The sequence below is a fragment of the uncultured Gemella sp. genome (assembly GCF_963525165.1).
Taxonomy (GTDB): Bacteria; Bacillota; Bacilli; order Staphylococcales; family Gemellaceae; genus Gemella.
Genome location: NZ_CAURJN010000009.1, coordinates 38,426 through 63,915, shown reverse-complemented (window position 1 = coordinate 63,915; position 25,490 = coordinate 38,426). Strand labels below are relative to the sequence as shown.

Below are 25,490 nucleotides of genomic sequence, written 5' to 3'. Positions count from 1 at the left end.
CATTTTCACACCCTTTCGTCTATTAGTATAGAAGAAAGCTCTCAGCACATGTTGAATGTGTAGTATTGATGTTAAGAGTTGCACCCGCTAAGTAAATAAAATATAGAAAATAAAGGCTTATTCTAGGCTATCGTTAAAAGGTATCGATAGCTTAGAGTAAGCCTTATTATTTGAGAGAAAATAAGGTTGAGCGGGAACATATCCATAGCCTAGAGTTGACACTAGAGAATGGATAATAAGAAAAAATGCACCCACTGGCACCCAGCTATAAATTTGACAATTGTAAAATAGCCTAATTAACATTATAATATAACTAAGAAACAAGTATACTAATCCTCTGCATATAGGGACGTGTACCTGGTGCCATAAAGATTGGATTATATTGGGATATTCCTGCAGACGCTGAAAAACCAAACGATAAAAGAACTAAGAGTGGTAAATATATAAAGAGAGGTGATATTAATGGATAGAAGTGCTTTCATTAAGACTCTGATAGAAGTATTGAAATATGATAGAAAATACAGAACAATTGAATCAAGAGACCAACTGTTGAGGTTAATAGGTAGAGCAAGAGTAAACTTTGTTCCACAATATGAATTTGCAAATCATGGGCGTTCCTATCAACATTGGGAGATTGTGGAATTACGAGTTCCGGTTCCTTTGTTAGAAATCGCAGAAGAAAATGAGAAGATTCTAGAAGAGTTAGTAGAGTATGTATATGAGGAGTCTGATGATTATGCTTTACATCACGTTGAAATACGTCCACAGGTAATTGATACACCAGATGAAGTAACAGAGCATAATGTAGTTTTTGATGCAATTCAAGATGAAGTAATTCAGGGAATTAGAGATGCTAAATTTATAATTTGGGCAGCTGTTGCATGGTTTTCTAATGAAGCTATTTATCAAGAGTTATTAGCGAAAAAGAAGCAAGGATTAAATGTAAGAATAATAGTTTCGCAGGAAGACTCAAATATAAATATGATTTCAAAACTGAGAGAGAATAAGTTCGATGTTGTGGTCATTCCGAGATGGGGAAATAAAGGATATAACCGTATGCATGATAAGTTTTGTATCATAGATATGGACTATGTAATGCACGGATCATATAATTGGACACCAACAGCTAATAAAAATGTAGAAACTTTAGTAACTGCACTTGATCATGAACTTGTCAAAAAGTTTGCTAAAGAGTTTATGGAATTATATAATGGGATTTATTTTTAAACAAAGACAAATTTGAATTTAAGGAGGACAAAATGATTTTAGAAACGGAAAGATTGATTCTTCGTCCATGGGAAGAAAGTGATGCAAATGATTTATTTCAGTATGCCAGTAATCCAGAGGTTGGTCCGATTGCAGGTTGGCCTGTACATACCAGTGTTGAAAATAGCAAGGAGATTATAAAAAGTGTTTTTTCAGCACCTGAGACATACGCCATAGTTTTAAAAGAAACGATGCAGCCAGTGGGTAGCATAGGATTGATGATCGGCTCTGTAAGTGATAAAGGTATTCCTGATACTGAGGCGGAGATTGGTTACTGGATAGGAGTTCCGTATTGGGGTCAGGGTCTGATACCAGAAGCAGTTCGTGAGATTATGAGACATGGATTTGATGACCTGAATCTGGAGAAAATGTGGTGCGGTTATTTTGACGGCAATACAAAGTCAAAGAGAGTTCAGGAAAAATGTGGTTTCCGTTATCATCATACAAAAGAAAACGTTCTATGTGCATTTGAAGGTATTCTTCGCACAGAACACATAACCTGTCTATCAAAGGGAGAGTGGCTGTCGACTAAGTAAATCCCAGTTTGTCTAGGTAATACCTTTTAACGATAACCCTACTTATCGTTAAAAGGTTTATAGATATGTTCCCACATACGAACGCAACTACTTGACATACTTAGTGTTCACTCGTTTCATGTTGAGTGTGTAAGCTTGTTAGAGAAACGTTCCTAATAGGTATGAATAAATTATTGAAATGCTTCTTTTACTACCAATATTTTCTGTTCCGAATGTAGTTCAGTATAAGGAACTGAGGTAGATTTATAAGAGACTGTGACTGGGAAGTTGCAGTCTTTTTGAGGTTTTAATGGTATAATGAGATTATAAATGTGTATAATATTTAAATTCTCTGGAGGACGCATAATGTTGAATTTAGTAAAAGGTCACCGAGTTAGCTTGGTAGAAAACCTGTTTGAATCATTTACAAAGTTAACTGAACATCATTTGATGGCGAATGTACACGCAGAAAAAATATTAGAGGTTTTTCAACACTTTATTGCGATTCATGATGAGCCCTTGTTTTTTATTTTGGAATTGCCTGTCAGTATTGATAGAGAAAAAGTGATAGAAAAGAATATTATCAAGGAATCTCATAAGGATGTTTATTATATTGATGGTTGTTCAAGAGAGGAATGCCTAGCACTGTTGATTAGATACGGTGATTTACTTGTTAATGATGGACTAAGTAAGTTTGGATTTGGTGGGCATAAAAGTCATGATGAGATCATGCTTGATAGCTATAATGTTGTGACAATTTATAGTAAAGAACTATCGAAATTTAATGACTTTTTTGAACCTCATAATATTCAATTTGTAGAAGAACTAGTGACAGTTTGGGAAACTTTTTCTAAGACCTCACCAGGAATCTCTGAAATCTATGAAAGTAATGGAAGAACTGTTTATGATTTGCCTGAAAAATTAGCTGAATGGGGAATATATTTAGCTGAAACTCGAACAGAATAGACATTTCTATAGATTAGAAAGAGAATACTTCAATTCTCTAATACCGTTGGGATATTTTGTTACCTAATATAAAAAGTTCCCATTTTTTTCAATAGTATATTATAAAAGTAGTTGACACAAGTGTTACACCTGTGATAGAATTAACTAGAGGTGAAGAAAATGGCAACTGATAAAAAGAGAATAATGATTAGCTTGGATGATAAAAATCTAGAGAAACTTGAAAATTTAGTAGAAGATGCTAGAGATAGAAGAGGAATGCGACTAACAAAGTCCCAGGTTATTGAATTACTCCTAAATACCGTTGATTATTTTGATGATATTATGGGAGCTATTTACTCAAAAAAATAACAGCAAAAGAGCTATTATTTTTTTACAAACAGGTGCGAAACTAGTGAAACAGGAGTGATGAAATGGTTGTTTATATTAGACAAAGCAAACTACCAAGTGAAGTTTCAATTAATAAGTACAATGCTCAAGTAGGTGCCTACTTACAAGGAGAAGAAGTTATTTTATATCAATCTTTTTCTGAAATAAAACAGTTAACAAGTGATGATACAGTTGTAGATTATATAACGGAGACTAGAGCATTACTAAAAATGATGGGGTTAAACATTCCGGTTTATGACTACCCTATTGAACTCAAAGAGTTTTATGGTCGAAAGATTTATGAAGGTGTTTTAGGAGAGATTGTAAATATACCTGATAATTGGGGAAAATTTATTAAGCCTAAAGCTGGTTCAAAAGTCTTTACTGGAAGAGTTGTTAACGGAACCCGTGATTTGATTGGTATTGGTCTACCTTTTGACTATCCTATATGGATAAGTGAGGTTGTAGAATTCATAGCAGAATGGCGTTGTTTTGTTTTAGATGGTCGCGTACTAGATGTTCGGCCCTATACAGGTGATTATCATGCACAATTTGATCCTAGTGTAATTGATAAAGCCATATCATGTTGGAAAGATGCGCCAATAGCTTATGGACTAGATATCGGTGTTACTAGTGATGGCAGGACACTTGTTGTTGAAGTAAATGATGGTTATGCATTGGGAAATTATGGACTATCTCCTTTAAAGTCAATCAATTTTCATAAAGCTAGATGGAAAGAATTGGTAAAACCTTATTTTGAAAGAAACGATATTTTTACTATGCCTAAAAATGAAAATATAAGTTTCTAAAAGAAACAGAAGTAAATCTGTGTTTGACTGCAACTAGTAAGTTTCAGTTTTTTATTGGTATCGTTTCGATATACCCATTTTAAGGCGAAAATAGGTGTTCTACCATTCCTGTGTACAGTAGATATGAAATGCATTACTCTTTGGAGAACCGAGGCCATGTTGAAGCAGTCGTTTTAATGACAAGGGCGTAGATCGAAGCCATTAATTACGAATGCTTTATGAGATAGTTGTTGTAGAGCGGTGGTGATGAGGTAACAGTGAATCGATGAGTGTGTAGTATTAATGTCAAAAGTTGCAACTAGTGAATAAATGAAGTGTAGAAAATAAAGGGTTATTCTAAGGATATCGTTAAAGTATATTGGTATCTTTGAGTAAGTCTTTATTTTAATTTATGAAACCTAAGGAGTATTGTATAATAAAATAAGTTGATTATGTGTGAAATATATAATTGAAGTTTTGGAGGTGAGTGTGTGACAGAAATTAGACCTAGTTTTAAAGATATAGAATCATTTGAGGAATTTAACAAGTACTATTGGTATCGAGAAGAGCTTTCACAAATATGTAAGTCTCTTGGACTAGAGTATAGATGTACAAAGAAAGAATTGAACTATATTATTGAACAATATTTCAAGGGAAATAGAATAGAAAAGTCTACAAGAAAAGTAAACAAAAAACATGCCGAAGTAATATCTTTAAATACACCATTGCTAGAATGTGGTTTTTCTTTTAACCAAAAATTTAGAGATTATTTTTCAGCTGTAACAGGAGTTAGCCCGTTTAAATTTAATGCTGATATGGCAACGGCTTGGAGAAAAGTAAAAAGTGATAACGATAAAGAATTTACAATTCAAGATATGATAAAAATATATTATGGAGAGTCAGATTATGCAAAGTATGATAATTCGACTTGTCAGTGGAATCAATTTCTGAAAGAATTTTGTGCAGATGAACACAGCAATAATTATTCTAACAAGTTAAAAGTTGCGGCTATCCTTTGGAAAGAAGTTAGAAACTCAAAAAATGAAAAAATTTATTCAAAACAACTTCTAAATGAATATGGATTCAAATTAGAGGAGTACCGCAAATAAAAATATATTGGATGCTTTTTAACAATTGCTCACATTTGAAAAATTATGAGGAGATTATAAGATGAACAGTTATATAAAATTAAATGAAGATAGATGGAATAATGTAAAAAATGACTATACTGAGCCATTGACACACGAACAATTAGAAGAAGTTAGAAATAATCCAATTTCTGTTGCATTAACTGTTGGAAAAAAAGTTCCAAAAGAATGGTTTGAAAAAGCAAACGGAAAAAAGATATTAGGTTTAGCTTGTGGTGGTGGTCAGCAAGGTCCAGTTTTTGCTATAAAAGGTTACGATGTAACTATAATGGATTTTTCTAAATCACAATTGCAAAGAGATGAAATGGTTGCTAAAAGAGAAGGCTTAAAAATCAATACAGTTCAAGGCGATATGACAAAACCATTTCCATTTGAAAATGAAACATTTGATATTATTTTTAATCCAGTTTCAAATGTATATGTAGAAGATTTAGAAAATATATATAAAGAATCCTCTCGAGTATTGAAAAAGGGTGGATTGTTAATGGTCGGATTTATGAATCCTTGGATATACATGTATGATGCTGACATTGTATGGGACAAACCCGATGAAGAATTACTTTTAAAATTCTCAATACCTTTTAATTCGAAAGAGCTTGAAGAGGAAGGCAAGATAACTATAAATCCAGAATATGGATATGAATTTAGCCACACCTTAGAAACTCAGATCCGAGGACAACTTAAAAATGGTCTCGCTATGATAGATTTTTATGAATCATGTGATAAAAGAAATAGATTATCACATTATGGAAATGACTATATAGCTACACTTTGTATTAAACTATAATGGTATAGAACATACTTTAGGAGAATAGCTCTTGTTATTTTCCGAATGAGTTAAAATCTAAATCCTAGTCTGTCTAACTCAAATAATCAAATAAAACGCTATAACATAGCAATTTATTAAACGGTAAATACATTGTGATGTATAAAAGAGGAGAGAGTATAAGATTACTTTGTATAACAACTTGAACTAATATTAAGAGTAAACTCTAAAAAATAAAGTGGGGAGAAACAATAAGAAACTTGACATTATTAGTTTAGTGCATTATAATGAAATTACATACCGCTGGTATGATAGAAAGGAGATATTATGGCAAGGAATAGAAATCCACATGAAACTAGAAAAAAAATACTAGAGGTTTCTAAAGATTTATTTTTAAAAAAGGGATTTGATAATACCTCAATACAAGATATAATAAATGAATTAGGTGGATTGACAAAAGGTGTTATTTATCATCATTTTGAGTCAAAACAAGAAATATTACAATCGATTATTAGAGCAAACAATCAAGAGATTTTAAATTATAATTGGAGAGGAGATACTGGGTTAGAAAAAATACAAAATTCTTTGATGGATGCTTTCTCTAATTTTGAACAACAAAGGCTTGTATATTCAGCTTCGATTAAGCTAAGGAGCCCACGTTTGTTAGGAGAGCAGTATCTAAGTTTATTTTCTGATTTTTTACCAGAAATTAGAGAAAGAGTTTACGAAGGTGTTAAAGATGAATCGATTAAAACAGAATATCCAGAAGAACTAGCTGATTTGATTGTTTTAACTTTAAATATTTGGATTGGATTTCAAATTTCTGTTTATTCAGTAGAGGAACTAAAGAGAAAAATGAAATTCATTAAACTTTCGTTTGATGGACTAGGGGTACAATTGATTTCTGATGAAATGATGGAGATAATTTTCGAATTATTTGATCACTTAAAAGGTATTAAATAAATAATCTTAGGGTATTTTTGTTAGCAATGATTTTATGTATTTGATATTTTAAAAATAACATACTCAGGTATGTTATTAAAAACCATATTTACATACCGATAGTATGTTTATATTTTTAAATAGTAACATACCGAAGGTATGTGGAATAGTGATGTTTCATTAAAGTGATTATTTTGAATATGTGTTCAGAATAGTCTAAATAATATAAACTATATATACTTTTAGGAGGAAAAATCTATGTTGTCGCTTATTAAAATTGAAATAAATAAGGTTTCAAAATCTAAATTATTTTTGGCTTGGTTTTTTACTATATTGATAGTATTAGGTGTTACGGGAATTATAATTATGGGACTATGTACGGATAATAAATTGGGAGAATTTGTAGGGCAGGGTTCTAATAATTTTAGAATTGCTGATAAATGGGAAAATTGGGCAATTGCTACCTCATTGTTTTCATCTTTATTTACAAAAGCAGCATTTTTAATTTTTGAAGCTTATTTATTGTCTATAATTTTTATTGATGAATTTAAACAAAGAACAATTTTTCAGTTGTTTTCTTACCCTATTTCAAAAATAAAGTTACTATGGGGAAAAGTTATATCGGTGATTTTAATATCATTTATTGCTCATTTTACTGCACATTTAGTTATTCAATTATTAATTAAATTAGTCGCGGTTTTAACTGAATCAAATTATATCCCAGTAGTTAATCAATTAATTAATCTAATCGGAATTTCATTTGGGACAGTATTAATTGGGGTATTACCTTTTGTTATAGGTATGATTAAGTATTCAACACCTATAACAATGCTTTCAGGACTTGGTTTAGCAGCATTACTATCTAATGCAACTCCGGGAAGTTTAACTAATAATTTTGTTAACAACTCATTATTCTTAATATTTGCTAGCTTCATAAGTATAATTATTGCTTCAGTTTCAATTTATAATATTTCAAGAAAAGATATTAATATCAAGTAGTATAACTTAATTTACTGGAATGAATTGTTTCAGGAATAAAAATGAAACGACTAAAATAAGTAATAGTTTTTTAATAATTACTTTAAAAGAGGAGACTATACAAGTTAGTATTTATAATCCTGAAAAAAGAATCTTGTATTGAGAGTTGGATATAGAAAGAGAGGTATAGAAATGAAAAATGTTGTTGAAATAAAAGAACTTTTTAAAACTATTGATAAGGAAGAAATTTTGAGTGGTATTAATCTTCAAATTGCTGAAGGAGAAATATATGGTTTTTTAGGTCCCAATGGTGCTGGGAAAACAACTTTAATGAAATGTATGTTGTCCTTATCAACTATTACATCTGGTAGTATTGAAATTTTCGGGAAAAATTTACAAGAACACAGAGAGGAAATTCTAAGTCAGATTGGTAGTATTATTGAAACACCAATTTTTTATGAAAATTGTACTGCAAAAGAAGTCTTAAAAATTCATGCTCAGTATATGGGGGAAAATATAACTGAATCAGATATAATAAGTGTCTTAAGTATGGTGGGATTAAAAAATACTACTAAAAAAGTAAAAGAGTTTTCGTTAGGAATGAGGCAGAGACTCGGTTTAGCTAGGGCTTTTTTAACAAAACCTAGATTATTAATCTTAGATGAACCAATTAATGGTTTGGATCCAATAGGAATTCAAGAAATTCGAAATCTTTTGCTGACGCTTTCTAAGGAACATGGAATTACAATATTAATCTCAAGTCATATCTTATCCGAAATTTCACAGATAGCAGATAAGATTGGTGTTATAAAAAATGGAGAAATGATTGAACAAATCTCTATGAAAGAAATTATGAGTGAGAATATTGACTTAGAAGAATATTTTATGTCGCATTTTCTAAATAAAATTTAAGAATTATGGGGTGGATTAAGAATGAAACAATTAATAAAGAATCATAAAAAGTTTTATTATGCTTTCATGATTTTTAATATGCTAGTCCCTTTAACTAATATTGCTTTTGCTTATTCTATTAAAGATATTATCGATAGTGGAATGTCGCAAAATAGAGAAGCTCTGACCCAGGCGGTACTAGTCGGCGCTACTGTTATTTTTCTCTATGCAGGGCTTAATTTTATATCCCTTCGATTGAGAAATAAACTTGTTAGAAAAATTATGTCAAGATATAAAAATAAGGTGTTTCAATCGATTTTAGATAAGGATTATAGAGAATTTTCTAAGGATAAATCAGGAAAATATATTTCTATATTGACTGAAAATATGAAGAAAATTGAGCAAGACTATTTGTACCAGTATTTTAATATTTCAAAAAACTTTTCCTTGATGATTTTCTCGCTAATAGCCATGTTTATAGGTAACTGGTTTTTAACTTTATTGGTTATCATTACCAGCATTATTCCAATGATAATTTCAGGATTTATTGGGAAAATGTCAGTTTCGTTACAGAATAGTGCTATTATTGCCGATCAGAAGTATTTAGCTAAGGTTAAAGATATTCTATCAGGTTTTCTAGTTATTAAAAGTTTTAATGTTAAGGAGGCTATTCGTCAAGATTACAGTCATGAAAGCGAAAAATTGGATGAGATATATTTTATGAAAGGAAAATTTGATACTTTGACTAATGTTATTTCTCAGCTTTCAGGGATGATTGTGTTTTTAGTAGCCTTTGGCGGAGGAATGTATCTCGTCTTCGATGGTCATACCACAATTGGAAGTGTAACAGCTATTGTTCAACTAGTCAATTTTGTAGTAATGCCACTAAATGAAATTGGTATGGGAATAAGTAGATTCCATGAAGGAAAGGCAACATTAGGTTCATTTGAGATGAAGGATGTATACGAACTACAAACTGGTAAAAGGAAAGAATATTTCGATGATGTTATTTCTTTTTCAAATATTGATTTTTTTTATCCTAACTCTGAAGAAAAAATTTTCAATAATTTATCTTTGAATATTAAAAAGGGTGAAAAAATTGCAATCGTAGGTATGTCAGGGAGTGGGAAATCAACTTTACTTAATCTATTATTGCGTTTTTACGATGTAACAAGTGGGCACATTTCAATTGATAATCAAGATTTGCAAGATATTTCGTCAGAGAGCCTATATAATTTAATGACTGTTGTTCAGCAAGATGTTTATATTTTTGATGATACTTTAAGTGCGAATATTACCCTTAATCAACCTTTCGCAGAAGATGATATAAAACAAGCTGTACAGCAGTCTGGGTTAGAAAATTATATTTTAGAAAATGAATTAGGTTTGCAAACTTTATGCGGTGAGAATGGATCAAATTTATCCGGTGGACAAAAACAGAGACTTAGCATTGCACGTGCCTTAATTCGTAAAACGCCAATCTTATTATTAGATGAGGCTACTTCATCTTTGGATAATCAAGTTACTACTGAAATTGAAAATTCAATTTTGAAAATCCGAGATTTGACAGCTCTTGTTGTCACACACAAGTTAAATGAAACTATTTTAAAAAAATATGATAGAATTCTTTTTATGAAAGATGGTGTCATTGTAGAAGACGGTATTTTTGACGACTTGATGTATAGGGAAGGTGAGTTTTATAAGTTGTTTAAGTTAAGTGTATGACTTTGATAGTTAAAATATAATATTATAAAATGTAAATCAAAATTTACGAGTCGATTGTGAATTGCTTAATGATTTAAGAATATAGTTCATATATTTAATAAATCTGTTTAATATTGTATATTTACTTATAATATTGATAATCTCTATCAGTAGAATATATTTGTTGTTTCCTAACTCTTAGTATATAATCTTTAATTAAGAGATATACATATTTAGGAGAACAAGAATGAAGTTAGAAGATTTTACAGAACAGGAACAAGAACAGATTAAGAAAGGTCTTACTTTTTCGGTAATTAGTGATAAAGAGACCGCAGAAAGAATACTTTCATTAGTTCCTGAAGAATTAATGAAGAAGATTCCATTTTTCGTAAGAAAACATGCTAACACACGTACAGTAAAGAGAATTTCTGTTGAGTATCCAGAACTTTATGCAGCAGCTCAAAAAGAGGGAGAATGGCCAGAAAAAGAAAAAGAAGAACTGCGTAAAGTTATTACGGAGATTTTCCAAGAAAAAATGAATAAACACAGTATAAGATAATTAATATTTTTTCTGATGTTATTATAAATGTTTAATTCATTTGAGGACGAATTTACTAGATGAATGTAAAACAAATACTTGGATAATATTTTAAAACGAACATGATATGCTGTATCAGTTCGTTTTTTTAGTGAAAACATAATAACTTGCTGATTTTATGTATATATAATATAATGAAAATAATTTATAATATTTATGTAATTAGAAGAGGAAATAAGTTTTTGGAACAAAAATAGGATGATATTATTTTAAATTTTGTTATTTTTCTAATGATTCTAATTCCAATAATTTTTTAATACTTATAAAATTTGAGATATGAGCTATGCTTCGTATCTCGAATTTTTTTTTGTCTAGTATTAATTAAAATGATATTTAAATTTTAATCTTTTTATACAATTTCTAACAGAATTTTATACTAATAATTCAAAAAAAGGATTAATGCTTGCTCAATTTGTTCATTTATATTATAATTATAATGATATAAAAGCGAATTTTATAAACTTTATATGATTTTATAAGGAGGAAGCTATGACTAAAAATAAAAAATATTCAGTAAAAAAAGTTACAGTGGCTGTTACGAGTATTTTAATAGGTATTTCTGCTGGTTCACTTGGAACAGCTTATGCACAAGATAATAATATTAAACCTGCTGTAGAAACAAAACATAATGATACTGAAGAGCATTTAAATAAACCTATTATAGAAGGAAAGAACTTAGCGGGAACTAGTAAACTAGACGAGTTAAATGAAGTAGCTCCAAAAACTATAGATAAATCAGTAGAGAAACCAACGAAAAAACCTGTAGAACCAGCAAAAGATGATAAAACTGATGGAGAAGCTATCGGAGAAAAGATTGACTGGAATTCTATAGATGCAAGAGAATTTTTGAATCATATAATATCTGATGCTAAAACGGATAAAAATAAAGAACATGAAATTAAAATTTTGTGGTTAACTAAAATTAAGGATTTATTAACAGTATACCCTAATAATGAAAATCTTCAAAAAATAAAAACTATTTTAGAAGATGATTTGAAAAAAGATAATGTAAAAGAAGAAAAAACTTCTGGAGATAAGAAAGAAGTTTTAAAAGATAAAGATAATAAAGAAGCTCCAAAAGAAGAGAAGACACCAGAGGATAAAAAAGACAATAAAGAAGTCTCAAAAAATAAAGATAATAAAGAAACTTCTAAAGAAGAACAATCTTCTCAGGAGGGGAATGCTGAGAAAGAACTAAAAAAAGAGACTCCTAAAAAAGAAACTACAGAAAAACAAGAAAATCTGTTAAATAGTGCTGCAGACAATCATGTTTTATCATCAAAATTATCAGGACACGATGTTAATGTATCTTTTGATAAAAATAAGATAAAAGCTGATGAGGTCTTTGTAGGTGCTATAAATGATGAAAATCTTAATAAAGAAATTATCAATAAATTGGGTAACGAATACAAGGTTGTTGAAGTTTTTGAAATTCACTTTAAAAAAGATGGTAAGAAGCTAGATAGTGATGCTGAACGTACAGTTAGAGTATCTGTAGTGAAAAGTAATTCTGCAAAGCTTGAAGTATATCATATAGCAGAGAATAATGTTTTAGAAAAAGTGGAGAAAAGTAGTTTTAGTGATGGAATAGTAGAATTTACAATAAATCATTTTAGTAAATTCACTATATTAGAGAGAATTAGAGTAGGAGCAAAAGATTTAGAAAGTCGTGTTCAAATAGTAACTCCAGTAAAAGCTGAATATAATGAAGAAAGTATACAAATTACTAAAACTGCAACAGCTAACAATCAAAGTAGTAAAAAAGGGGAAAACATAAAAAAAGAAAATGAAGATCTGCCGAAAACTGGTTTAAAAACAACTGATACATTCGGTATTGCATTGTTATCTTTAGGGATTGTAATAGCTATTAGAAGAAAACAAAGACAGTAAAATCTATTTAAATCAAAGATAGAGAAACCACCTCTTTTTAGGTTCTTTGTCAAGTGCAATTGATTTTGAAAATTAGAAGAAAGCTATGCTATATTAAGAGGTATAGCTTTTTTCCTATTTTTTAGTTTTGATTTTATTTTTTTCTTTTTAGCGAGAATAGCTTGACACTCTTCTTTTGAATATCTAGGTTTCTTTATGGCTTTAGAAGGTATAAATAAGCTGAATACAAGGAGTATTTTAGCTTTAAAGTTACTAAAAGATTGCAGCCATAAGAAATACGTTTGATAACTTTAATTTTATTGTTAATTCCCTCTAAAGGACCATTAGAAAGCCCATTGTAGTACATAGTATTTTTAATCTGTCTTTTATATTTTCGTCAGTTATTTGTAGCGTTGTTTTAAGAGATTTGCTATAATTACACATATGAATGTAAATTTCCTTTCTTGACTTTTTGCTCATACTTAAATTATAAAGGAATTTTACATTCTTTTATATTTTTTTATAAATTTAAATACGGTTGATATCTATTATCAAGCGCATTTATTATAGATCAATTCAAGAAATTAATTAATAAAGAAATAATATAAATTTAACCTGGGAATAGTGATTTGCAGGTCTATTTGTCATGCTTTTTTTATTTTGATTCCTTTTGAAAAACTCCCAAAGTAAAAATTCCTTGTTTTATACCGGAACTTACCTTGGAAATATTTTTATTGTTATTTTACTTTTTTCCCCAAGGTAATTTCCACTTTAATTTCTTACTGGAATTTACTTTGGAAATTTACCTATAAATTTAAGAAAGTAATTATTTGAAATCACGATTTTTGAATTACTCCCTTTTTTTGTTTTGTCAAAATAATATTTTTAGTATATAAGGTAAAGTTATAACTTTGTATGCCAGCTGAGTAGAGTTAAGAGTGATTTATACTTATTTGTTGTTGTGCTGAACTCTTATCTTGTCTTTTTCTCTTTCTATTGTTATGGTATAATAGCATATAGAATGAGTCGTTAGAAATCATCCAAGGGATGATGCGACGGTTAAGAAGTAAGAAATAAAGATTAAAATAAAATATTTAGGAGATACGAGTGAGAGTAGTTTTACTTTGTAGGTATGATGGTAGTAATTACCATGGGTTTCAAATACAACCAAACAATAATACAATTCAAGAAGAAATTGAGAAAAGCTTAAAGAAAATTAATAAAAAAGATGTACGACTTTATATGAGTGGAAGAACCGATAGTGGTGTTCACGCTTATGGTCAGGTATTACATTTTGACACTGATTTGAATATTCCAGATGAAGCATGGGTTAAGGCACTAAATGCTACTATTCCAAAAGATATTAGAATAGTGGGGGCGACGTCAGCTTCTGAAGATTTTCATGTTAGGTATAATAGTACACAAAAAACATATTATTATAAATTGCATATTGGAAGAGAAGTGGATCCATTCTTATTAAATTATGTAGGTAAACATAGTTTTGATTTTGATTTTGAAAAAGCTCAAGAAGCGCTGCAATATTTTATTGGAGAACATGATTTTTCATCATTTTGTTCAAAAAATTCTAGCGTTGAGGATAAGGTTAGAACGATATATAGTTTAACTATGGAGAAAGATCCTGTTAATCCTAATATTGTAAACTTTGAAATTACTGGGAATGGTTTCTTATATAATATGGTTAGAATAATTATCGGAACTATACAAAATGTGGCTGCTGGTAAATATGAAGCGGATTATGTTAAAGAAATATTAGAAAAAAAAGAACGCCAATTCGCAGGGCCTAAAGCTGATGCAGCAGGATTGTACCTTAAAGAAGTAGTTTATGATGATGATAAAATAAACAAATTTATAAATAATAGTTTAAAAGCTTATTGTAATAAATAATGGGAGTGACTCAAAAATCGTGATTTCGGAGAAACAAGATTTTGTTGAGTCACCCCCGCACAGTTTATTAGATATATAAAAAGCTTTTCTAAAGCGATTTTAGATATCAATAAACCACTGCGTCTATGAGTTCTCATATGAACTTTGTCAAATTTTAGGACTTTTGGGTCAACCCCGAGAGAAACCGAAGCGAAAGTTCTCTTTAAGAAAAATGAAAATGATATAAATATATTTAAATAGCCATCCATATTTGGTTTGAGAAAAATCGGGATATTTGTTATAATAAAAAGATATTCTGTAGAAAATTAGGTAATAAAATGATAAAATTTGAAGATGTTTTTTTTCAATATTCTAGTTCTAAAAAGACTGCATTATCAAATATAAATTTAGAAATAAAAGAAGGGCGCTGGCTTAGTGTTTTAGGAAAAAACGGAAGCGGGAAGTCAACGCTTATGAAGTTGATTTATGGGCAGAATTTAGCAACTTCAGGGAAAGTAACTTTTAATAATAAAGAATACAATAAAGAACTTTATGATGATATAAAAAATAAAATAGCTATTGTTTTTCAAAATCCTGACAATCAATTCGTAGGATCTACTGTAGAAGAAGATATAGCATTTGGACTTGAGAATAGAAATGTTCTTCAAGAAAAGATGGATGAGATAATAGATAGAGTATTAGAAATTGTTGATATGACGGACTATAGAAAATATGAGCCTTCATCATTATCAGGTGGGCAAAAACAAAGGGTGGCAATAGCAGCCTCACTGGCTTTAGAACCAGAGATTTTAATATTGGATGAGGCTACGAGTATGCTTGATCCTAAAGCTAAAAAGTCTATTTTAGAGTATATAAAAAAAATAAATAAAGAAAAAGGAATAACTATAATCTCTATCACTCACGATGCAGAAGAGAGTGTTTATTCAGATGATATTGTCATATTGGAAAGCGGAGAAATAGTCTATCAAGGGAATTATACAACGTTATATGCTGATCCTGAAATTTTAGAAAAATATAGCTTAGAGGTTCCTTTTGTAGAAAGAATAAAAAAAGATTTAAATAATTACCTGAATCAAGAAATATTTGAAATAGAAGAAGACGAGGGGAGTGTAGTAAGAAAAATATGCAAATTAGTTTAAAAAATATAAGCTATACTTATAATTATAAGACCCCATATGCTAGAGAAGTCTTAAAAGATATAAACTTGAAGATAGATGAAGGAAGTTATACGGTAATAGTAGGTAAGACAGGTAGCGGAAAGTCTACCCTTATAGAGCATATTAATGGCTTATTATTACCCACAAAAGGAGAAGTAGCAGTAGATAATATATTGATTACTAATCCACAGAGTAAAAAAGAAAGAAGAGAATTAGCTAAAAAACTGAAAATATTAAGACAAGATGTTGCGGTATTATTCCAGTTTTCTGAACAGCAATTATTTGAAACAAGCGTACTAAAAGATATTATCTTTGCGCCCTTAAATTATGGAGTCGCAGAAGAGAAAGCTATCTTAAAAGCAAAAGAATTAATAAAATTAGTAGGACTTGACGAAAGTTACTTAGATAAATCTCCTTTTGAATTGTCAGGAGGAGAGATGAGGAAAGTTGCCTTATGTGGTGTACTTGCCTTAGAACCCAAAGTGCTAATATTAGATGAACCTACAGTAGCCCTAGATTATCAGAGTCGTGAGGAAATCATGGCTATGGTGAAAAGACTTAAAGAAGAATTTGATATGACGATAGTACTTGTAACTCACAATATGGATTATGTATTAGAATATGCGGATAAAGTTTTCGTCTTGAAAAATGGAGAAATTAGTTTTGAAGGTAAGGTAGAAGACCTTTTCTTGAATGAACAAGTACTCAAGGCGAATTCATTAGAATTACCAGAAGTATTGAAGTTTTACAAAAAATTAGAAGCAAATAATATAGTATTGGATGTATTTCCTAGGAAATATGAAGAATTGATTAATGCTTTAAAAAATAAGATAGGAAGTAGTAGAAATGAATAATTCGTTAATAAGCAAGTATATTCCATTAAATACTATTATTCATAATCTTGATTCGCGAGTTAAAATATTTTTTGTAATTTGGTACTTAGTAGATGTCTTTATTGCATATAATGTGTTAGAATTTTTTATCTTATTTTTAATGTTGGTGGCGATAGTTATACTATCTAAAACGAGTCCGGCATTTTTAATTAATAGCGTAAAAGCTATTAGTATACTAATTTTATTTACTTCATTGATTCACCTTGTTTTTAATAAAAAAGGTACCGTGTTGTATGAAGTATTAGGTTGGAAGATTTATAGCGGTGCACTTTTAGGAATTGCATTGATTACAGTCAGGTTTATTTTAGTTGTTGCGATAATGGTTGTCTTTATGGCTACTACCTCACCAACAGAAATAACAAGTGCTATAGAAAAGAGTCTTGGGTTTCTACAGAAGGTAGGGGTGCCAATCTCGACTTTTGCGTTAGTATTATCTATATCGCTTAGATTTATTCCGACTATATTAGAAGAAACTAATAGAATAATAAATGCACAGGTTTCACGTGGTTCAGATTTTAATGAAGGAACCTTAGCACAGAAAGTAAGGAAGTTTATTCCTATACTGATACCATTATTTATAGCTACTTTGAAAAGGGCTGATGAGCTTGCTACTGCAATGGAAGTGAGAGGCTATTCTACTACTGCTGTAAGAAGTAAGTATAAAGTACTAAAATATAATAAACTAGATTATTTAAGTTATATATTAATAATAGTTATTACAATATTTATAATGTTAGTGTAGTATGAAATTTTAGAAAGGAGATAGGATGGAAACTGAAATAATTAATATTTCGAAAAGTGAAAGTAAAGAAGAAATATACAGTAAGTTAACTGAGTATTACGAAAGAGGAAAGCTTGTAGCTATTCCAACAGAAACTGTTTATGGCTTAAGTGCTAACGCTATGGATGATGAAGCGGTGAGTAAGATATATGAGGCAAAAGGTCGTCCTAGTGATAATCCACTAATTGTTCATTTTTATGAAATGAGTCAGCTAGATAATATCGTTGATTATAGTGATGAAAATGTTAAGAAATTGATAGATAAGTTCTGGCCAGGTCCGATGACTTTAATTTTAAATGTTAAAGAAGATAATGGTATTTCTAAAAAGGTTACTGCGGGCTTAAATACGTTAGCTGTCAGAATGCCGTCTAATATTACTGCTCGAGAATTATTAAAAGAAACTAAAGTTCTATTAGCAGCACCAAGTGCTAATACAAGTGGAAAGCCATCTCCAACAAAATTTGAACATGTATATCATGATTTGAATGGGAAAATAGATGTAATAATCGAAGATGAACAATCGGATATCGGTTTAGAAAGTACGGTTATTGATTGTACAAGATATCCACTTGTTATTGCGCGCCCTGGGGATATTACTAAAGAAGACATTGAGGCTGTATTAGGAGAAGGTAGTGTGAAGTACAATGATGAAATACTTACACAAGATGCTACACCTATATCGCCGGGAATGAAATATAGACATTATTCTCCTGAAGCGGAATTAGTATTGTTTAATGATTCGTTTGAAAATTTAATAAATATTTTAAAAGATAAAAATCAAAAAACAGGTTTTATTACATACAAAGAAATGGAATCTAGAGTTAATGATTTAAATGTTTCTATAAAATATTTAGCAGATAATGAGAAAAGTGTTGAACAATCTAATAAAAATTTATATAATATTCTAAGGGAGTTTGATGAAGAAAAGGTAGAGGAGATTTTTATACTACCAATCGAAGAAACGAAAGAGAATAAAGCTTTGTTGAATAGACTTAATAAAGCTATAAGTAAAAAGTAAAATAGGAGATTTGTAATGAAAAAGTTATATGTAGTTATACCTTGTTACAATGAAGAAGAGGTATTAAACGAGACTGCAAAAAGATTAGAAGTTAAAATGAATTCTATGATAGAAGAAGATTTAATTTCAAAAGATAGTCGTGTTGTCTTAGTGAACGATGGTTCAAAAGACAGAACATGGGAAATGATAGAAGAACTTCATGAAAAAAATCCATTATTCAGTGGTATTAACTTAAGTAGAAATAGAGGACACCAAAATGCGCTTTTAGCAGGACTTATGACTGTTAAAGATCACTGTGATGTAAGTATCTCAATGGATGCTGATTTACAAGATGATATTAATGCTATGGATGAAATGATGAAGAAGTATCTAGCTGGTGCTGATGTAGTTTATGGTGTTCGTTCTGCAAGAACTACAGATACATTCTTTAAACGTTTTACGGCTGAAGGTTTTTACAAAGTAATGGAAAAACTAGGAGCAAATACAGTGTTTAACCATGCTGACTATCGTTTAATGAGTAAACGTGCGTTGGAAGGATTAGCTCAATTCAAAGAAGTAAACTTATTCTTACGTGGTATTGTTCCTATGATTGGATATCCAAGTGACATCGTTACATATGAACGTGCAGAAAGATTCGCTGGAGAAAGTAAGTATCCACTGTCTAAGATGTTGGCATTCGCTTTTGAAGGAATTACTTCTTTATCTGTAAAGTTAATTAGATTTATTACTATAGGTGGAACATTAATGATATTTATTGCTGCGATAGTATTTTTCTACACATTGTATAGTTATTTTGCAGGTTTTGCAAGACCAGGATGGTCAAGTTTAATGATATCAATGTGGTTTATCGGTGGAATGATTATGATTTCACTAGGTATTGTGGGTGAATACGTAGGTAAAATCTACTTAGAAACAAAAGGACGCCCAAGATTTATTGTTGAAAAATTCTTAAACGAAGAGAAAAATGAAGAGGAATAATTGACAATGAACAAGGAAATATTAAATAAATTTTCTAACTTTTTAGTAAAAGTTATAGCTGTAATTTTTATGGTGCTTATGGGGATAAACTCTTTATTAGTATTAACAAAAACAGCGATATTTCCGAAAGATTATCAAGAAACTTTATATTATGAAAATGTCAGTGCTATACTAAATATTATGTTCCTTATAATATTTAGTATAGTTATCTTAATATTAGCAAGATATTTGAAGAAGATAATAAGTGTTCAAAGATTAGTATTGATAGTTATGATCTATGCGTTTATTATTAGTATCTTGTTTGCAATATTGAGAAGAGACTATGTTCAGTTTGATCCATTTAACGTAATAGATCAAGCTAATAATTTCATAAGAGAAAACTACAGTGGTCTTGATAAAGGAAATAACTATTTATACATATATTCACATCAAATTACAACAGTATTTTTATTCCAAATTATACTGTCATTATTTGGTAGAGCAACATTTATTTTATATATAATGCAAAGTTTTTCAATAAGTTTTATTATCTTTATGTTATATAAAATAGCTAATATAATGTTTGATGATGAGGATACGAATTATCTAGTTGTAATTCTTAGTGGTCTATGTTTTCCGTTAATATTTTATGTTGCATTTGTTTATGGATTGTTACCGGGTATGTTTTTAACACTACTGGCTTATTATTATTTTATAAAGTATACTAAACATAAGCAGTGGTACATGTTGGTAATAAGTGCTATAAGTATTAATGTTGCTATACTATTTATAGGTAATAACTTAATACATATGTTAGCTATATTCTCGGCGGCAGTTATTTATCTTATTAGAGTAAGGGATAAAAAAGCCATTGCGTTTATGGTCAGCTGTCTGTTTTTAATGAGTGCCTCTAAGAGTTTAATCTACAACTATTATGAAGTGAAAAGCCAAAAGACCATTGCTGATGGTGTACCGAAAATTACATGGATAGCGATGGGGATGCAAGAAGGTGATCGTGAAGCTGGTTGGTGGAATAGATTTAACTACGATATTATGCCAGAAGAAGACTATGATGCGAAGCGTATAACTGAGATTTCAAAAGATTCTATAAAGCAAAGATTAGATGTATTTAGGAAAAATCCTAGATATGCTGTAGATTTTTATCAAAGAAAGTATGAAAATCAGTTTATAGAACCGACATTCCAAAGTTTATTGGTAACTGCACCACAAAGGAATTTTGATAATGAAACTAAGTTAGAAAAAGTAAAAGACTTTTTTATAAAACAAATTTACTTTGATGAAACTCATCACGTACTTACCTTTATCATGAAGGTATTTCAAGTATTTGTGTATGTATTTTCTGTAGTATTTGCAGTAAATGTTTATAAAAAGAAAAAAGAAATACTAACGATAATTCCTGTAGCCTTTATTGGTGGAACGTTATTCCATATGATATGGGAAGCAAAAAGTAGATATGTATTTCCGTATTTTGTATTTTTAATTCCACTTGCTGCATATGGATTAATAATTGTAAGAAATAAAATAACTGAATATAGAAAAAATAAAGAGGAAAAAAATGAAAAAGGTAATATATAAAGCTTTTATCATAACGTTATTAGGATTAACAGTATCTGCTCCAGCGATAAAAGCTAACGATGTTTATGTACCCTTTGGAGAAAAGAAATTTGCAGAAATTGAAAATAGTGAAAAAATAGATTTCGATGATCTTAATCTTAAAGCAGCCTTAATAGAATACTATAAGTTTCATATTAATAAAGACTTTAAAGGTGAGGAAATAACTGTAGGTATGATGGAGCAATTTACAAGTCTGTCATTACCTTGGAAAAACATTTTTTCTCTAAAAGGGTTAGAGCATGCTGTTAATCTAAGAAACTTAAATTTATCTAATAACTTTATTGAGGATATTACACCATTAGAAAAGCTAGTAGAGTTGGAAGATTTGAATCTTACTAATAATAAAATAAAAGATCCAAAGAGTATAGCTAAATTAACAAAGTTAAGACAACTAGTTCTTAGAAAAAATTTAATGAATAATTTAGATTTTCTAAATAATCTAAAAGTAGAATCATTAGATATTTCGATGAACAGTGTTTTAAAAGATTATATTCCGAATAATTTAAAACTAGAAAATCTAAGAAGTCTAAATATTTCAGGTATAGGTTTAGATAATATATCATTTTTAAAAAATGCAGGAAAACTTGAGAGTCTAGTCGCAGAAGAAAATGCTATTAAAGATTTAACACCATTAGCTGAGTTGAAATCTCTTAGAGTACTTTATTTGGATAGGAATAGTATAAGTGATATTTCAGCGTTAAGAGATTTGGTTAGCTTGGAGGAATTACTATTATATAAAAACAATATCGAGAATGTAGATGCGTTAAAAGGTAAAAAATATCTATATCGACTAATGTTAAATGATAATCTAGGTTTAAAAAATATTGATGCATTAAAAGATGTGCCGAATATTTCTAGCATAGATATATCTAATACTTTGGTAACTGATATTTCAGCATTAAAGGATGCTAAGTATCTATATTATATCGCTTTGAAAGATACTAAAATCAGTGACGGTGATATAACTTCATTCGAGAAAAGTAATCTAGAGGTTAAAAAGTCTAATAACATAGATAAAAAGCTAGAAATAGTAAAAACAGAAGCTGCGAAATATTTTAGTATTAAAAATTATATTTTTATGGTGTTAATACTAATTTTCACTTTTAGTGGCATTAGAAGCTACTGGAGAAAAAATAAATAAAATGTAAAAGATAGATGAGTTTCCCCTTGAAATTCATCTATCTTTGTGCTAGAATTACATTAATGAAATAAATCAATATATACTTAGGACACGATATATATTTAACTTATTTAAGAGAGGGTATGGTGCTGAAAATACCTATAAGCAATATATGTTACTACCTAGCAATAGTATTAACATAGTTAGTGAGCTTTATTCACAAAGAGGAAGTAAATTTACTTCGAATTTGGGTGGTACCACGAAAATATTCGTCCCTTCTTTAGTTTCGGCTAGAGAAGGGATTTTTTAATTTTTGAGTAAGTTAGATTAAGTATATAAAAAAGAAGGAGACCTTAATATGGCTAAATTAGTTTTTCCAGATGGAAATGTAAGAGAATATGATAATAAAACACCATTAGAAATCGCTGAGAGTATTAGTGTAAGTCTTAAGAAAAAAGTGATTTCTGCAAAATTAGATGAGGATTATATCGAAGTTAACAAACCAATAACAAAAGATGGTCACTTAAAACTTATCGTTGCAGATGATGAAGATAAAGATAGTTTATATGTATTACGTCACACTTGTGCACACGTATTAGCGCAAGCATTAAGAAGATTATATGGTAAAGATGTACACTTCGGTGTTGGTCCAGCTATCGATGGTGGATTCTACTATGATTTTGACGCTGAATACAAAGTGACAGAAGAAGACTTTAAAGCAATTGAAAAAGAAGTTAAGAAAATTATTAGCGAAAATCATGCAATTGAAGGTCGCGAAGTAAGTAAAGAAGAAGCTTTAGAAATCTTTAAAGAAGATCCTTATAAAGTAGAATTAATTAACGATTTTCCAGCTGATGAAGTTATCACAGTTTACACACAAGGTGACTTCACTGACCTTTGTCGTGGTGGACACGTAAGTGCAACTTCAAAAATTAAAGAATTTAAATTATTATCTGTAGCTGGTGCATACTGGAGAGGTAATAGTGATAATAAAATGTTACAACGTATCTACGGAACAGCTTATTTCACTAAAGAACATTTAGAACAACACTTAGTACGTCTACAAGAAGCACGTGAACGTGATCACAGAAAATTAGGTAAAGAATTAGGAATCTTCACAACAAGTCAAAAAGTTGGAGCAGGATTACCATTATGGTTACCAAACGGAGCTACAATCCGTCGTACTATTGAAAGATATATCGTTGATAAAGAAGTAGAGTTAGGATATGATCACGTCTATACTCCAATTATGGGGTCTAAAGACTTATATATTACAAGTGGACACTGGGAGCACTATCAAGAAGACATGTTCCCACCAATGGAGATGGACCACGAAACAATGGTTCTTCGTCCAATGAACTGTCCTCACCACATGATGGTTTATAAAAATGAACGTCACTCATACCGTGAACTTCCAATCCGTATCGCAGAGCTTGGAATGATGCACCGTTATGAAGCGAGTGGAGCAGTGAGTGGATTACAACGTGTTCGTGGTATGACTCTAAACGATGCTCACATTTTCGTACGTCCAGATCAACTTAAAGATGAATTTAAACTTACTGTAGGTCTTATCGAAGAAGCATATAAAGATTTAGGTATTAAAAACTTCAGCTACCGTTTATCATACAGAGATCCAGAAAACACTGAGAAATACTTCGATGATGATGCAATGTGGAATAATGCTCAACAAATGTTAAAAGAAACTGCTGACGAGTTAGGATTAGATTATGTTGAAGCTGAAGGAGAAGCGGCATTCTACGGACCAAAACTTGACGTTCAAGTAGAAACAGCAATCGGAAAACAAGAAACATTATCTACAATTCAATTAGATTTCTTATTACCAGAAAGATTCGAATTAGAATACATTGGTGAAGATGGAAAAGCTCACCGTCCAGTAGTTATCCACCGTGGTATCGTATCAACAATGGAAAGAATGGTTGCCTTCTTATTAGAAGAGTATAAAGGAGATTTACCAACATGGTTATCACCAAACCAAGTACGTATTATCCCAGTAAACAATGATTACCACTATGATTATTCTAAAGAAATCATGCAAGAACTTAAAAAAGCTGGTGTTAAAGTAGCTATCGATGATAGAGATGAAAAACTAGGATATAAAATCCGTGAAGCTGCAAGCAAAAAAATTCCATATACTTTAGTAATTGGAGATAAAGAAGTAGAAAACAGAAATGTCAACGTTAGAACATTTGGTTCACACGATCAAAAAGAAGAAAGCTTTGCTGAATTCAAAGAAAATATCTTAAGAGAAATCAACGAAAGATTAATCGAGAAAAACGCATAGTAAAATAAATAGGGAGTGACTCGACAAAATCGTGATTTCGGAGAAACAAGATTTTGTCGAGTCATCCCCGCACAGTTTATTAGATATCTAAAAAGCTTTTATAAAGAGATTTTAGATATCAATAAACCACTGCGTCTATGTTTTTTCGTATGAACTTTATAAAATTTTAGAATTTTTGGGTAAGCTCATAATCATAATAAGGAGATATATAATGTTAACTCAATTAACAAAAAATGTAAAAAAAGGTCAAGTTAGAGTAAAAATTAAAACTACTCACGGAGATATGACTTTCAAACTATTTGAAAAAGATATTCCAAAAGCAGTAGAAAACTTTTTAACTCATGCAAAAAATGGATACTATAAAGGTATTATTTTCCACCGTGTAATTAAAGACTTTATGATTCAAGGTGGGGACCCAACAGGTACAGGTATGGGAGGAGAATCAATTTGGGGACGTAGTTTCGAAGATGAATTCTCAATGGATTACTTCCACTTCTATGGTGCGTTAAGTATGGCGAATGCTGGACCAAACACAAATGGAAGTCAATTCTTTATTGTTCAAAATTCTCACGTAGATGCTAGAACTTTACAAGCACTTGAACAAGGTGGTTGGCCACAAGAAGCTGTTGAAGGTTATGCTAAACTAGGGGGGACTCCTCACTTAGACCACCGTCATACAGTTTTTGGACACTTAATCGCTGGTGCGAAAACTCTTGAAAAAATTGCAGCTGTAAAAACTGGAGCTCAAGATAAACCAGTTGAAGAAGTTGTAATTCTTGATGTAGAGGTTAAATAATTATAAAACGCAAGGTTAATAGATTTAATCTTGCGTTTTATAATTTTTTGAAGAAATAATCATTATATAATTTTAGAATTTAGATTTGAAAGATTGCGGTAATTTAGGAAACAGAAGAGGATTTTTGTA

Annotated in this window: 23 protein-coding genes and 1 pseudogene; 23 read left to right on the top strand and 1 reads right to left on the bottom strand. The window is 30.2% G+C overall.

The genetic code is table 11. The features are described 5' to 3' along the window. Positions 1-462 precede the first annotated feature (462 nt). The 13 genes from RWQ74_RS03155 (at position 463) to RWQ74_RS03095 (ending at position 12,818) form a co-directional block, all read left to right on the top strand. A complete protein-coding gene (locus RWQ74_RS03155) occupies positions 463-1,227 on the top strand; it encodes a phospholipase D-like domain-containing protein (RefSeq protein WP_294683154.1) in 765 nt (254 codons plus the stop codon). A gap of 32 nt (positions 1,228-1,259) precedes the next feature. Further along, positions 1,260-1,802, top strand: a complete 543-nt coding sequence (locus RWQ74_RS03150) for a GNAT family N-acetyltransferase (protein ID WP_006703207.1) — start codon at positions 1,260-1,262, stop codon at positions 1,800-1,802. Positions 1,803-2,147: 345 nt separating this feature from the next. After that, complete coding sequence (locus RWQ74_RS03145; protein WP_314396720.1) at positions 2,148-2,747, top strand: hypothetical protein; 600 nt, start codon at positions 2,148-2,150, stop codon at positions 2,745-2,747. Between the two features lie 159 nt (positions 2,748-2,906). Further along, on the top strand, positions 2,907-3,095 hold the full coding sequence (locus tag RWQ74_RS03140; protein ID WP_314396718.1) for a hypothetical protein: 189 nt from the start codon (positions 2,907-2,909) through the stop codon (positions 3,093-3,095). Between the two features lie 62 nt (positions 3,096-3,157). Further along, complete coding sequence (locus RWQ74_RS03135; protein ID WP_314396716.1) at positions 3,158-3,922, top strand: ATP-grasp domain-containing protein; 765 nt, start codon at positions 3,158-3,160, stop codon at positions 3,920-3,922. A 470-nt stretch (positions 3,923-4,392) separates the two neighbouring features. Next, positions 4,393-5,010 (top strand): SAP domain-containing protein, encoded by a 618-nt coding sequence (locus RWQ74_RS03130; protein WP_314396714.1) that lies wholly within the window; start codon positions 4,393-4,395, stop codon positions 5,008-5,010. Positions 5,011-5,071: 61 nt separating this feature from the next. Beyond that, positions 5,072-5,836 (top strand): class I SAM-dependent methyltransferase, encoded by a 765-nt coding sequence (locus RWQ74_RS03125; protein ID WP_314396713.1) that lies wholly within the window; start codon positions 5,072-5,074, stop codon positions 5,834-5,836. A 306-nt stretch (positions 5,837-6,142) separates the two neighbouring features. Next, complete coding sequence (locus tag RWQ74_RS03120) at positions 6,143-6,778, top strand: TetR/AcrR family transcriptional regulator (protein WP_314396711.1); 636 nt, start codon at positions 6,143-6,145, stop codon at positions 6,776-6,778. A 237-nt stretch (positions 6,779-7,015) separates the two neighbouring features. Further along, on the top strand, positions 7,016-7,756 hold the full coding sequence (locus tag RWQ74_RS03115) for an ABC transporter permease (RefSeq protein WP_314396708.1): 741 nt from the start codon (positions 7,016-7,018) through the stop codon (positions 7,754-7,756). A gap of 171 nt (positions 7,757-7,927) precedes the next feature. Next, positions 7,928-8,647, top strand: a complete 720-nt coding sequence (locus RWQ74_RS03110) for an ATP-binding cassette domain-containing protein (protein WP_314396706.1) — start codon at positions 7,928-7,930, stop codon at positions 8,645-8,647. A gap of 21 nt (positions 8,648-8,668) precedes the next feature. After that, on the top strand, positions 8,669-10,351 hold the full coding sequence (locus RWQ74_RS03105; protein ID WP_314396704.1) for an ABC transporter ATP-binding protein: 1,683 nt from the start codon (positions 8,669-8,671) through the stop codon (positions 10,349-10,351). Between the two features lie 226 nt (positions 10,352-10,577). Continuing rightward, positions 10,578-10,889 carry a hypothetical protein gene (locus RWQ74_RS03100; RefSeq protein WP_314396702.1) on the top strand — a complete coding sequence of 104 codons (312 nt, stop codon included), beginning with the start codon at positions 10,578-10,580 and terminating at the stop codon, positions 10,887-10,889. Positions 10,890-11,417: 528 nt separating this feature from the next. Further along, positions 11,418-12,818: an LPXTG cell wall anchor domain-containing protein gene (locus RWQ74_RS03095; protein WP_314396699.1), complete on the top strand. Its 1,401-nt coding sequence runs from the start codon at positions 11,418-11,420 to the stop codon at positions 12,816-12,818. A gap of 265 nt (positions 12,819-13,083) precedes the next feature. Here the strand turns inward: RWQ74_RS03095 and RWQ74_RS08700 are convergent. Next, a pseudogene (locus RWQ74_RS08700) lies at positions 13,084-13,179 on the bottom strand (transposase); the annotation flags it as partial. Between the two features lie 725 nt (positions 13,180-13,904). On the opposite strand from RWQ74_RS08700, the gene truA reads away from it, so the two are divergent. The 10 genes from truA (at position 13,905) to RWQ74_RS03040 (ending at position 25,361) form a co-directional block, all read left to right on the top strand. Continuing rightward, entirely contained in the window at positions 13,905-14,702 is a 798-nt protein-coding gene (gene truA / locus RWQ74_RS03085) for a tRNA pseudouridine(38-40) synthase TruA (protein WP_314396697.1), read from the top strand. A gap of 317 nt (positions 14,703-15,019) precedes the next feature. Beyond that, positions 15,020-15,841: an energy-coupling factor transporter ATPase gene (locus RWQ74_RS03080; protein WP_314396695.1), complete on the top strand. Its 822-nt coding sequence runs from the start codon at positions 15,020-15,022 to the stop codon at positions 15,839-15,841. Continuing rightward, positions 15,826-16,713: an energy-coupling factor transporter ATPase gene (locus RWQ74_RS03075; RefSeq protein WP_314396693.1), complete on the top strand. Its 888-nt coding sequence runs from the start codon at positions 15,826-15,828 to the stop codon at positions 16,711-16,713. The genes RWQ74_RS03080 and RWQ74_RS03075 overlap by 16 nt, the downstream gene beginning before the upstream one ends. Then, complete coding sequence (locus tag RWQ74_RS03070) at positions 16,706-17,494, top strand: energy-coupling factor transporter transmembrane component T (protein ID WP_314396691.1); 789 nt, start codon at positions 16,706-16,708, stop codon at positions 17,492-17,494. Before RWQ74_RS03075 ends, RWQ74_RS03070 begins: the two co-directional genes overlap by 8 nt. Before the next feature lie 25 nt (positions 17,495-17,519). Next, positions 17,520-18,551 (top strand): L-threonylcarbamoyladenylate synthase, encoded by a 1,032-nt coding sequence (locus RWQ74_RS03065; RefSeq protein WP_314396689.1) that lies wholly within the window; start codon positions 17,520-17,522, stop codon positions 18,549-18,551. A gap of 15 nt (positions 18,552-18,566) precedes the next feature. Further along, positions 18,567-19,529 carry a glycosyltransferase family 2 protein gene (locus RWQ74_RS03060; protein WP_314396687.1) on the top strand — a complete coding sequence of 321 codons (963 nt, stop codon included), beginning with the start codon at positions 18,567-18,569 and terminating at the stop codon, positions 19,527-19,529. Positions 19,530-19,535: 6 nt separating this feature from the next. Then, on the top strand, positions 19,536-21,104 hold the full coding sequence (locus RWQ74_RS03055) for a hypothetical protein (RefSeq protein ID WP_314396685.1): 1,569 nt from the start codon (positions 19,536-19,538) through the stop codon (positions 21,102-21,104). Beyond that, positions 21,085-22,284 carry a leucine-rich repeat domain-containing protein gene (locus RWQ74_RS03050; RefSeq protein ID WP_314396683.1) on the top strand — a complete coding sequence of 400 codons (1,200 nt, stop codon included), beginning with the start codon at positions 21,085-21,087 and terminating at the stop codon, positions 22,282-22,284. Before RWQ74_RS03055 ends, RWQ74_RS03050 begins: the two co-directional genes overlap by 20 nt. A gap of 337 nt (positions 22,285-22,621) precedes the next feature. Further along, entirely contained in the window at positions 22,622-24,565 is a 1,944-nt protein-coding gene (gene thrS, locus RWQ74_RS03045) for a threonine--tRNA ligase (protein WP_314396680.1), read from the top strand. 211 nt (positions 24,566-24,776) lie between these two features. Continuing rightward, positions 24,777-25,361, top strand: coding sequence for a peptidylprolyl isomerase (locus RWQ74_RS03040; RefSeq protein WP_314161151.1), 585 nt, complete (start codon positions 24,777-24,779; stop codon positions 25,359-25,361). Positions 25,362-25,490 lie beyond the last annotated feature (129 nt).